This window comes from Salimicrobium jeotgali, assembly GCF_001685435.2.
In the GTDB taxonomy this organism is placed as follows: Bacteria; Bacillota; Bacilli; order Bacillales; family Halobacillaceae; genus Salimicrobium; species Salimicrobium album.
The window spans coordinates 1075000-1086745 of record NZ_CP011361.2 but is presented as its reverse complement, the minus strand read 5'-3'; the positions used below and the strand labels follow the sequence as shown (position 1 = coordinate 1086745).

13 protein-coding genes are annotated in these 11746 nt (G+C 45.5%); 2 read left to right on the top strand and 11 right to left on the bottom strand.

The annotated features are described in order from the left end of the window. The first annotated feature begins 111 nt into the window (after positions 1-111). Positions 112-246, top strand: coding sequence for a YqzM family protein (locus AAV35_RS05400; protein ID WP_008588751.1), 135 nt, complete (start codon positions 112-114; stop codon positions 244-246). A 31-nt stretch (positions 247-277) separates the two neighbouring features. Here the strand turns inward: AAV35_RS05400 and AAV35_RS05395 are convergent, their stop codons facing one another. The 11 genes from AAV35_RS05395 to AAV35_RS05345 all read right to left on the bottom strand — a co-directional run bounded on the left by AAV35_RS05395 (position 278) and on the right by AAV35_RS05345 (position 8905). Next, complete coding sequence (locus AAV35_RS05395; RefSeq protein ID WP_082409505.1) at positions 278-2434, bottom strand: DNA internalization-related competence protein ComEC/Rec2; 2157 nt, start codon at positions 2432-2434, stop codon at positions 278-280. 71 nt (positions 2435-2505) lie between these two features. Next, positions 2506-3075, bottom strand: coding sequence for a ComE operon protein 2 (locus AAV35_RS05390; protein WP_008588747.1), 570 nt, complete (start codon positions 3073-3075; stop codon positions 2506-2508). Between the two features lie 59 nt (positions 3076-3134). Then, complete coding sequence (locus AAV35_RS05385) at positions 3135-3725, bottom strand: helix-hairpin-helix domain-containing protein (protein ID WP_008588745.1); 591 nt, start codon at positions 3723-3725, stop codon at positions 3135-3137. A gap of 192 nt (positions 3726-3917) precedes the next feature. Then, complete coding sequence (locus AAV35_RS05380) at positions 3918-4640, bottom strand: class I SAM-dependent DNA methyltransferase (protein ID WP_008588743.1); 723 nt, start codon at positions 4638-4640, stop codon at positions 3918-3920. Then, positions 4637-4993, bottom strand: a complete 357-nt coding sequence (gene rsfS, locus AAV35_RS05375) for a ribosome silencing factor (protein ID WP_008588740.1) — start codon at positions 4991-4993, stop codon at positions 4637-4639. Before rsfS ends, AAV35_RS05380 begins: the two co-directional genes overlap by 4 nt. After that, positions 4986-5570 (bottom strand): bis(5'-nucleosyl)-tetraphosphatase (symmetrical) YqeK, encoded by a 585-nt coding sequence (gene yqeK, locus AAV35_RS05370; RefSeq protein ID WP_008588738.1) that lies wholly within the window; start codon positions 5568-5570, stop codon positions 4986-4988. The genes rsfS and yqeK overlap by 8 nt, the downstream gene beginning before the upstream one ends. Further along, the gene (locus tag AAV35_RS05365; protein ID WP_008588736.1) at positions 5557-6126 is read right to left on the bottom strand and encodes a nicotinate-nucleotide adenylyltransferase; all 570 of its coding nucleotides are present in this window, start codon (positions 6124-6126) and stop codon (positions 5557-5559) included. The genes yqeK and AAV35_RS05365 overlap by 14 nt, the downstream gene beginning before the upstream one ends. A 15-nt stretch (positions 6127-6141) precedes the next feature. After that, entirely contained in the window at positions 6142-6432 is a 291-nt protein-coding gene (yhbY, locus tag AAV35_RS05360) for a ribosome assembly RNA-binding protein YhbY (protein WP_008588734.1), read from the bottom strand. A gap of 4 nt (positions 6433-6436) precedes the next feature. Continuing rightward, the gene (aroE, locus tag AAV35_RS05355; protein WP_008588732.1) at positions 6437-7267 is read right to left on the bottom strand and encodes a shikimate dehydrogenase; all 831 of its coding nucleotides are present in this window, start codon (positions 7265-7267) and stop codon (positions 6437-6439) included. Positions 7268-7284: 17 nt separating this feature from the next. Then, complete coding sequence (yqeH, locus tag AAV35_RS05350) at positions 7285-8385, bottom strand: ribosome biogenesis GTPase YqeH (RefSeq protein WP_008588730.1); 1101 nt, start codon at positions 8383-8385, stop codon at positions 7285-7287. Positions 8386-8401: 16 nt separating this feature from the next. Further along, positions 8402-8905, bottom strand: a complete 504-nt coding sequence (locus AAV35_RS05345) for a YqeG family HAD IIIA-type phosphatase (protein ID WP_008588728.1) — start codon at positions 8903-8905, stop codon at positions 8402-8404. Positions 8906-9416: 511 nt separating this feature from the next. Here AAV35_RS05345 and mbhE point away from each other — a divergent pair. After that, complete coding sequence (gene mbhE / locus AAV35_RS05340) at positions 9417-11744, top strand: hydrogen gas-evolving membrane-bound hydrogenase subunit E (protein WP_008588726.1); 2328 nt, start codon at positions 9417-9419, stop codon at positions 11742-11744. Positions 11745-11746: the final 2 nt, after the last annotated feature.

Here is an 11746-nt window from a genome sequence, read left to right as displayed (position 1 = left end):
TACAAAGAAGTTTACATACACAATGGTAATCACTTACAATGATAATATATTTTCATCTGGATTTTTTTCTATAATTCTTTTATACTTAATGAAGATATAGGAGGGTGAGTCATGAACCAATTTGAAAAAGAAATTCAAACAAAAACAAATGACGTCATCGATTCGGGACTCGGATTTGTTTTTTCATTCGTTTTCTTCTTTATCATTTTCTTTATCGGAACGGCTTTTTCCGTATTAGGATCATAGTCGTGTAAAGACTGCTTCGGCAGTCTTTTTTTTATGGAGAAAGAAAACCCGTAACCGTCGCAATGTTGTCATCCATAAAAGTGACAGTGACAGCACCATGTCTGTCCGTTCTCCACACTTCGACCCCCGCCTTTTCCAGTGTATGGAGCACTTCGGGATGGGGATGACCATATCTGTTGTTACGACCGGCCGAGATAATTCCGATACCGGGTTCAAAAGTATCGAGGAATAGTTCCGAGGTAGAAGTTTCACTGCCGTGGTGAGCCACTTTCAGAATATCAACAGGAAGCAGCCCATGAGCCTCCTTCACCGTTTTCTCCACCCCTGCCGAAATATCTCCCGTAAATAGCCATCCTTTTCCGCCGAGTTCAGTATGGAAAACGAGTGAATTATCATTTTTATCCAGGTGATCTTCCTCCGGGGACAGTACGTGGAATTCGTACCCCTCTATTCCGTAAGTATCTCCGGCGGAGAGTTCCGTCTTTTTGAATTTGTAGTCCCCCTCATCATAAGGGGAGACGAAAAGACGGCCGACATCGATATCTTTAAGCAAACCGGCGAAACTGCCGTTGTGATCAGTATCATTATGAGTGATGAACACTGCATCCACTTTCTTTATCCCCCGGGAGTTGAGAAAAGGCATAAGAATATTTTCCGCTATTTTATCCCGATTCTCCTGGAAGTGTGGAGGACCTGCCGCATCCACTATAATTACACCTCTTCTGCGAGGAAGTTCTATAACTGCACTGTCCCCCTGACCGACGTCCAGAAAAGTCACTTTCCCTTCTTCATTCATGTAAGGGAGAGAACTGTGGACAATAAGTACCAGAGACAGTAGCGTTCCGTAACAGAACGCTGCCCGGTTTTCTCCTTTCACAACATGGTTCATCATTACGTAAAAGCATAAATAGTACGGAAGAAACCAGGAAAGAGGGAACTCCCCTGTCACCCACTGTACGTTAACTTCTTCTCCCAGATAAAGAACTGCATCGATAAATTTGACGTGTATTTTGCCCAGCATTGCTGTGAACGCTTCATATACGAATTCCGGAAGGCTGAAGAACATCAGAAACAAAAGGAAAATGGAAGGAATAAAAAAGAGGGTGAAATAAGGAACGAGCAGTAAATTGATCAGGGGCGATAAAGGGGAGAATTCATAAAAGTAGTAAAGCTGGAGCGGCAGGAGCGCTAACTGGGATATCAGCGCGACCCGTAGGGAAAGAACCCACGCCCGCGTGTCCCTTCCAAGGAAATTGGCGGAAAGCAGCAGACTGAATGTTACAGCGAACGAAAACTGAAACCCTGCGTTATAAAGAAGTGCGGGGTTTATGAAAAGAAGTATAAAAGCGGCGGCCGACAATATATCAGTCATGGAAGGCTTCATTTTCAAATACCACAATATCGCCATAAAACATGCCATCAGGGAAGCACGGAGTACGGAAGGCTGTGAGCCTGCCACGAAAGCAAAAATCGGGAGCACGGACAGAATCAGTATTTTCACCTGTGACAACGTCATAACACCGCTTCGGTAGAAAAGAACGTATATCAGGCCACACAATAACCCCACGTGTAAGCCGGATATAGCCAGGATATGAGAGGCTCCCCATTTACGGAACGCCTGGAGGGTCTCTTCCCTGATTTCTGTCTGTTCCCCGAAAACAAGAGCTTTCATCCAGGGCCACAGGGCAATTGAAGTCTTCCCTGCCAACTCGTCCATAACCATTTCTCTTCGTTCATAAAACTCACCGAGCAGACTCGATCCGTCACACGTAATTTCAGCAGTATGTTCGACCTCTACCTGCCCCCCGTAGCCGCGCTTTTGCATAAAACCGGAGTAATCGAATTCACCGGGATTGGACGCTGCAGGGAACGATTCGATTTCTCCCTGCACCCTGCATTCAGCACCTGCTTTGAATTCATCAAAGAAAAAGGAGCTACCCTCTCCGACAAAGTGAGTAATGTCCAGAATCACCCCTTCGTCTGTCTTCAGTGAAAAAGATTCTGCACTCCCGTTATATTTGGGGGGAGAAAGGATTTTTCCCGTGTAGGGACTTCCTGTATCTTCAATCGTCTCGGCAGATAAACTGTATACGAGTACACCGGAAAAGAAAGCTGCGAGCATCACCGGAAACAAAACTCCCGACCGTATAAAGAAGAGCATCCATATCAGAAAAAACAGGAGGATCACCCACGATGGTGAAAACTGGATCAACGAGGCGCCTAGTAAAAAACAGAGAAGGGGAAAATGCCATTTCCCCTTCACAGATTGGAACTTATCCGTTCATTCGTAAGGTTATCAACTTTCCTGCGGAACTCTTCGTACTCTGGATCGTCTCTTTCCTTCAGCCGTTCCAGCATTTCATCCATAAGCCGGGTCTCTTCCTCAGAATCTCTTATGGCTACTGTCGACGGTACTTCTTCTGTATGTACGCCTGCGTGCTGAAGCAGTTCTACGGCATAAGGGTGGTTTTTATAATCCCCCCCATAATACACCGCTCTGATGCCCGACTGGATGATAGCTTTTGTACAATGCACACATGGGAAATGACTTACATATATCTCTGCACCTTCTGTGGCTACTCCGAATTTGGAACACTGAAGCAGTGCGTTCATTTCTGCATGGATCGTTCTGATGCAGTGACCGTCCACAACGTAGCACCCTTCATCTGTACAATGAACACCTCCGGTGACACTTCCGTTATAACCTCCGGCGATCATTCTCTTTTCTCTTACTATCACTGCACCGACGGAAAGGCGTTCACACGTACTTCTCGACTTGAGTAAATGAGCCTGGGCCATGAAATATTGGTCCCATGCAATTCTAGCCATTGCTCTCACATCCTTTTTGAAAAAAGTTTAAATACTTCCACCTGATCCGTCAAATCTTTTCAGGGGATCAAAATATATTCCTCCATATTTTCAAGAGTTTTCTCACCTATCCCCCTGACTTCCAAAAGTTCTTCAGTCTTCCTGAACATTCCATTTTCTTCTCTGTAGGCTACAATCGCTTCTGCCTTAGAAGGTCCTATACCATTGATGGTCGTTATTTCATCCACTGTGGCGTAATTAATTTTCACTTTGTCGCCTTGCTCCGAAACGGCCAAGCCAGCGCCGCCCTCCGTCCCGGTAACAACTGTTACAAGAATAACCATTTCGTCCTCAAGTTTCTGAGCGAGATTTACGCTCGCCTCGTCCGCCTGATCGGTAAATCCTCCGGCCATCTCCACAGCGTCATACACCCTCATACCGGGCCTCCCTTCATAGATGCCCGGGGCGTTGACTTCCCCTTTAACATCGACGATCAGATCACCTTCCGCAGCTTCTGTTTCATCATCGCCCGCCGGCTCCGCCTCTGTGATTAAGGGGTTTTCTTTCTGCTCTAGTACTTCCTCTCTGCTGCCGGTCGTAAAATTGAACAATAGGCTGATAACGATAATAAGTACGATACCCGCCGGCCAATATCTTTTTATGAAAGTCATATTCGATCCTCCATATACGGGAGGAGAAAGTGGACTTCGGAAACGAAAAGGAAGAGGATAAACAGGGGTAATTGGTTATGATGTGTTATTTGAGGGGGATGGTGTCAGTAAGTAAATATTCGACATTTATTCTCATATTCCTCTTTTACGTCCCTTAAAGTTACACACCTATGAAAAAAAGATGTGAAGTTATCACACCTTTTTACACACAAAAAATAATCGGTCGCCGTCTTCTGCTTCATCCATCGAAAAGTCGCTGTAAACACCCGAAATTTCAAAGCCGGCATCCGATAGCGCTTTACGGATATAGTCCGGTTGGTATATGCGCTGATGATGCACTTCATCAAAACGACGGTAGACCCCCTCATGTTCTACGAAAAATGTAAGGTCATGGGTCATCACGTCGTCCTCTTCATCACAGAACCATATATAGCTGAGGTCATCATAAACTTCTGCAAAAGTCTGACCCGACATATGTTCATGGGCATGGGAAGGCGAGTGGATATCAAAGATGAACACCCCTCCTTCTCCGAGTGCCTCATAAGCGTTCAGAAACATCGATTCAAGCCCTCGCGCTTCTGTGATGTAATTGACTACATCACAGAAGCTAATGACGGCCCCGTATCCCCGCAGGCCTTCAAGGTTAGCAATATCCTGCTGCACCCAGCGGACGGAGGAGTTGCGTTTAGAGGAAGCAATCGCAAGCATCTCTTCCGACAGGTCGACGCCGGTCATCTTAAAACCTTCCTCTTCCAGCCGGTGAGTGATTTCACCGGTACCGCACCCGAGTTCAAGTACATATTCAGCACGGACCTCTTCGTTTGATAAAACGTTCAGAAAAAATGCTTTCCACTCATCATATGGAGCATCCTCCATCAGCCGGTCGTAAACGACGGCTAACTGCCCGTAACTCATGAACTCGCTATTCCTTCAAGAGACATTGTTTCGGCATCTCCCCATAGTTTTTCGAGATTGTAATGGTCGCGTTCGTCTTTGTGGAAGATGTGGCATACAACATCTTCAAGGTCTACAAGAATCCATCTTCCTGTCTTTTCTCCTTCTACGCGCTTTACTTCAATTCCATTTTTATCCGCCTGGTCTTTCACTTCCTTGGCAATAGCCTGCACCTGTCTTTCATTGGAACCGTCGCAGATCAGGAAATAATCAGTGATCAGAGAAATTCCTTCCATATTCAGAGCAACTATATCGTTGGCCCTTTTATCGTCGCAGGCCTGAGCCGCTATTTTCACAAGTTCTTTACTATCCATAATGTTCCTCCTGTTTTCGTTGTAGTTCGTTATAAGCATGAAACGTATCCGGGTAGACGGTCTGCTTCTTCTTCATCAGAAAACCGATCGTATTGGTAAGGGCAGCGAGACAGGCCCGGTCCAGGCTCTCTTCGGCGATCTCCCTCACTTCCTCCACTCCCGGAAAAGCACGTGCAGGCTCTATATAATCGGCCAGGAAAATAATTTTATCATACAGGGACATATGAGCTTTCCCCGTCGTATGGGAAGCGATGGCTGTACGTACCTCCGGCTGCAACGGCCCCCATTCCTTCTCAAGCATCTTCACAGCTACCGGTCCGTGCCAGAGAACCGGGGAATAATCCAGAAGATCCTTCGGCAGCTCCACGCTCCCGGAAATCCAGCGGGCCATTTCCTCTTTCGGCCTGAACTTGGCATAATCGTGGAGCATACCCGCTTCCTCAATTTTATCACTGTCTCCGCCGAACCTGCCACTCAGCTGATGCGCAGTATCCGTCACCCGTATGGTGTGTCGGAACCGTTCTTCTGTTAAATGGGGGCGGACAAACTCTTTCAGCACTTCTCTATTCGTGTTCATACAGACCCTTCCTTTTGATATAAAAGTAAACCGGCTCAGGTACCATATAGCGGATGGTCAAATTTCTCTCCATCCTTTCCCTTATTTCACTGGAAGATATAGACAGAGGAGGAATTTCCACCTTCGATACAGGATAATCAGTTCCGAATGAGTAACCGGGACGGTTCACTCCGACAAACGAAACCTCCTCCATAAGTTCTTCAGTATGGTACCAGCTCCCGAGAGACTCGACCATGTCTCCGCCTATGATGAAAAAAAACTTTTTATCCGGATACCGTTCTTTCAACTCACGTACTGTTTTCAAAGTGTAGGATTTATCCCCCCTCAGGAGTTCCAGATCACAGACTTTGAACTTGTCATTTTGGCTGATGCTCTCCCTGACCATCTCCATACGATCCCTGCCGCTGACGGAAGCTTTCTCTTTGTGGGGAGGGAGGTGAGAGGGGATAAACCATATCTCCTCCAGCTTCCAAGCTTCCCGAACAGCCTCTGCAAGAATCATGTGGCCGATGTGAAGAGGATCGAACGTACCTCCAAACAAACCTATTTTCTCCATTTAAGTACGCTCCTTCTAAGGAAGCTCGATTTCTTTATTTTCTTCCGATTCTCTGTAGAGTATGATCGTTCCCCCGATCACTTGTACAATTTCAGCATCTGTATCCTGCGCTATTTCTTCTGCAGCAACAGATGGTTCTTCCATCGAGTTCTGAAGTATACTGACTTTAATCAGTTCTCTTTTCTCCAGTGCTTCATCTATCTGAACGACCAGGTTACTGTTCAGACCGCCTTTTCCAATTTGGAATATAGGCTGTATATTATGGGATAATTTCCTTAAGTGTTTCTTTTGTTTACTTGTGAGCATGATATCATCCTTCCAGTTTCGATTCCATTTCTGTTATTAAAGAAGCGGGCAGCACTTCTTCGTTCGTCCAAAGGGCAAATGAGTAAGCAGCCTGATAAAGCAGCATCAGATGCCCGTAATGAACTCTCGCTCCTTTTCTTTTTGCTTCCAGCAAAAATCGGGTCTCAAGCGGCCTGTACACTATATCACTGAACAAAGCATTTTCTTTCACTTTCTTTACGTCAATCGGAATTTCTTCCGCCTTCGGTGCCATTCCCACTGAAGTGGTCTGGATCACCCAATCGTATTCATCCAGAGCAAGAGCAGCTTCGTTCAGTGTTAAAAAACGGCCCCGAACAGCTTCCGGGAGATCCGAAAGCAGCTCTTCGGCCCTGGAGGGAGTGCGATTCGTAACATCGATTTTAAGCGATAAACCACTTAAAGAAAAAGCGATTCCCCGGGCGGCACCTCCACTTCCAATGATGAGCACCCTTTCGGCAGAGGAAATAATGTCAGGGTATACAGCACGGACTGATTCGAGATAGCCGTCCCCGTCAGTGTTGTAACCCCTCCACTTTCCATTTTGCACCACCACTGTATTGACGGCTCCCAAACGAGAAGCCCTGTCATCAATGCTGTCCAGAAACGGAATGATTTCCCTTTTGAAAGGAACTGTTACATTAAAGCCGTTCATTTCCCTGTCTTTCAACGTGCTGATTTCTTCGGGGAAATTCTCCGGCTTAATCTCCATTAACTGATATTCACCCTTCAGTTCTGTCTGCTCCAGGAAATTGCTGTGAAGCCACGGGGATAAAGAGTGTCCGAGCGGTGATCCGATCAATCCTAATTGTAACATGTAAGACCTCCCTCTTTTTAAATTAGTGATTCGCGGAGGGAAATTTTCACTCCCTCAGGTGCATGGATGTGGACAGTGACTTCTCCCTCGGGAATCATGATCCAGCCGAGCCCGGATATGACTACATCGTGTTTTCCTTCAGGAATTCTGAAAGTCTGCCGCTTCCACTGAGGCAGTTTTGATAATGAGTTCTCATCCGGAGGCACGAGCATTTCCCCGATCCTGTTTTCGGTGATATGTCCGGCTTTTTCCATTTTCGTACGATGAATCGGTATACGGTTAGAAAGATAGCATACAAAGGAAGAGTGCTCCCCTTTAACGAAATCCATACGTGCCAGGCCACCGAAAAAGAGAGTCTGTTCCTCGTTCAGCTGATAGATTTTCGCTTTAATTTCTTTTTGGGGAGTGATGAGTTTGAGATCCTCATCCGAAACGTAATGTGCCAGCTGATGACGTTGAATTACACCAGGTGTGTCATATAGAGAGCTGTGATCATCCAGCGGGATGTCGATGAATCCCAGTGTAGTTCCCGGAAAGTAAGATGTAGTAATGGCATCCTTGATTCCTGTCGACCGGTTGATGAGCTCATTGATAAGCGTGGACTTCCCGACGTTCGTCGTGCCCACGACAAATACATCCTTACGACTTCGTTTCTGTTCAATCGCTTTGGCAAGTTCGTCGATCCCCTGGTTCGTGGAAGCGGAGATAAGATGCACGTCTTCCACGAGCAGTCCTGCTTCCTTCGCTTCCCGTCTCAGCCATTTCTCAACTTTATTGAGATTCACCGATTTCGGAAGTAAATCCATTTTATTCGCCGCAAGTATAACAGGGTTGTTCCCCGTCAGACGATTCAAACCGGGAATCAGACTCCCATTAAAATCGAATATATCTATAAGCTGTACAACCAGGCTGTCTGTATCGTTAATTTGCTGCAGCATTTCCAGGAAATCGTCATCGTCGTAATCAACATCCTGTACTTCGTTGTAGTGTTTCAGACGAAAACACCGCTTGCAGATCACCGTTTCTCTTTCAAGTGCTGACTTCGGAGCGTAACCCGCTGCCGATTCATCCTCCGTCTGGATTTCCGCGCCGCACCCTGCGCATATCAATTTGTCCATATTTGGACCTCCCATGTTATATTTTCCCTTTATGCTCGAGATTCTTCATAATGACTTTTTCTATTCTTCTGTTTATCTTCGTCCAGAACCCGTCACTGTCTACGATAGGGGTAACGAGTACTGTGTAATACCCGGCCAGGTTCCCGCCCAGTACGTCTGTCAGGAGCTGATCTCCTACTACGATGATTTCTTCTTTCTTGAGTCCCATATCTTTTCTCGCTTTCTGAAAAGCCCGCGCCAGTGGTTTTCTGGCACTATGGATAAAGGACTTATCCAGAGGTTCAGAGAAAAGTTTGACGCGGTTTTCATTGTTATTGGAGGTAATTACTATCTCAATTCCAGCGTCTCCCATCCTTTTGAACCACTCTATTATTTCCTCCGGAGCGTTCGGCTCATCCCAGGCGACGAGCGTATTGTCCAGATCCGTAATGATACCTTTCACGTTTTCTTTTTCAAGATCTTCCGGAGTTATCTCCAGAATGTTGTTCGCATGCCTGTCAGGAATAAATATATTAAACACCTGCTTCTCACTCCCCGTTCCGTATATATACCCTTTCAATCATATACAAAATTCTTCCGGGGTTCAAAGTCATTCTTTTCATGAATAACTGTTCCACTTACCCGGACGGTCATACTGTCAGATCATTCGCCACCGTATCTGACGATAACTATCATATATTAACCTATTTTATTAAATTACACTTCAGATAACTACCCCATTGTACCTCACATGTAACCCGATAGTAACCTCCCTGTTGAATCAGCAGCTGATTTCCTCCGTCATTCATTAAGGTTTGCAACTCTTCCATGTATAATTACACGCTCTCACCCTTAAGGAAACTCCATCTTTGCAGAACTCGGAAGAAATTTTATCAGGCCGGAATCATCTGTCTCTTCCTATTTAATATTTAAACAGAAAGGTGCATTTATCTGCAGTACAGGAAGAAAGATTAGTTGAATAATAACTGTGTTTTTGATTACAATTGAGAAGACATTCTAAAAGGACGAGAGATTGAGGGAGGCACCTTTAGATGATACTACCCGTATTATTACCGTTTATCATTGCTATTTTTATCCCTTTCCTGAGTAAATGGAAAGAAAAGTTTCATACAGGCATAGTGGTTACAATTGTACCGCTTATAATATTCATTTATTTTGCCAGTTTCTTTGCAGGAGGCTTCAGTGCTGTAACTAAAACCTACAACTGGGTCCCCTCCCTAAATATGAATCTGGTTTTTCATCTGGATGGCTTAAGCCTTCTGTTTGTTCTACTTATTTCAGGCATAGGTACACTGGTAGCTCTGTACTCCATTTACTACCTACATACGACAGAAAAACTCGGGAACTTCTACGTTTACTTTCTGATCTTCATGGGATCCATGCTTGGGTTGGTGCTGTCCGATAACGTATATGCACTGTACAGCTTCTGGGAATTCACTTCCCTGTCTTCATTTCTTCTCATCGGGTTCTGGAATCATAAACATGCATCCAGATACGGCGCGCTGAAGTCGATGCTTATTACGGTATTCGGCGGACTCAGCCTTCTGGGTGCACTTGTTTTTATGCACTCCATAACCGGAACTACGAGTATCCAGCAGATGCTGGCTGACAGTGAAGCTATTTTAAATAGTGAGTTTTTCCCGTTAATCCTTATACTTCTATTATTGGGAGCATTTACGAAATCGGCACAGTTTCCTTTTCACATCTGGTTACCGGACGCTATGGAAGCTCCGACGCCGGTTAGTGCATATCTGCATTCGGCTACCATGGTAAAAGCAGGACTGTTTCTCGTAGCCCGCTTTTCACCTATGCTGTCTTCTTCCGAATGGTTTTTCATCATCGTCTCCAGCTTCGGAATCCTCACTTTGTGCTGGGGTTCCTATATGGCTGTAAGACAGACAGATTTGAAAGGGATTCTGGCTTTCTCTACCATCAGTCAGCTTGGTATGATTATGGCTATGTTAGGATTTGGTACGAAGGCCGCTGTATTTGCAGCCATGTTCCACATTTTAAACCATGCTACTTTTAAAGGAAGTCTGTTTATGGTGGCGGGGATTGTCGATCATGAAACCGGAACACGGGATATCCGCAAGCTGGGCGGTCTGATGAATTACTTACCGATGACCGCGACTCTGGCTATGTTCGGCGTTTTTTCGATGGCAGGCTTCCCGCTTCCGTTTCTAAACGGATTCTACAGTAAAGAAATGTTCTTTTTATCATCGCTGGATCTGAGCGGGCAGGGAGACTTTGCATCGATAGTCGCAAGCCTCGTTCCTTATCTGGCGGTTTTTGGAAGTATTTTTACATTCGTATATTCCATGTACTTTTTCTTCGGAACGTTCCGGGGACGGGCGAACCTTGGAAAACTGCCGAAAAAACCGCATGAAGCACCTGTAGGGATGCTTATTTCTCCTGCTATTCTGGTGCTGCTCGTAGTGATTATCGGACTATTCCCGTCTTTCATCAATGAACCTTTCATCAGTCATGCGGCTACGGCCGTTTACGGGGCCGATGCTTCCAAGGATATATACTTCTGGCACGGCTTCAACCTTCCGTTAATCATGTCTTTGACGGTGGTAGCTTTCGGAACGATACTGGCGTTGACCATCCCGCGGTGGAGTTCCGTCTATAGCTATGTTCCGGGCGTACTGAGTCTGAATAAGGCATATGATTTCACAGTCGATAAGTCCGTATCCTTCTCGTCGAAATTGACGAGAGGCTACATGAACGGATCGCTTGCCCTTTATATGAAACTTATACTCGGAGCTATTATATTAGTGAGTTTCGCGTTTTTCTTCCTTACAGACGGGTTTGCGATAGATACGTCACAACTTGCATCAGTTACCACAATTGAACTTATCGTAGCAGTCACTATGGCAATTGCTGCTTTAGGAACAATATTTACGAACAATCGAATTGCGGCCATTTTGATACTCGGTGTGGTCGGTTACGGGCTTTCCATGCTGTTCATTATTTACCGGGCCCCTGACCTTGCTCTTACACAACTGATTATTGAAACAGTTACAGTAGCCCTGTTCCTGCTGGTGTTCTACCATCTTCCTTCCCTGAATAGCAGGGGGGAATCCAAACCTGCCAAAATATCCAACTGGATCATTTCCATAGGATTCGGACTTCTCGTAACCACTGTGGCCATTTCTTCCCACAGCAGTAAATGGTTTGATTCGATTTCCAGTTACTTCGTTGAAAATTCCTATAAACTCGGAGGCGGAGATAATATAGTGAACGTCATCCTGGTGGACATGCGTGGACTGGATACTATTTTCGAAATTACCGTCCTCGGCCTTGCAGCCATGGCTATTTACAGCCTGATTAAAATCAAGAATAAGAAGGAGGAATAAGA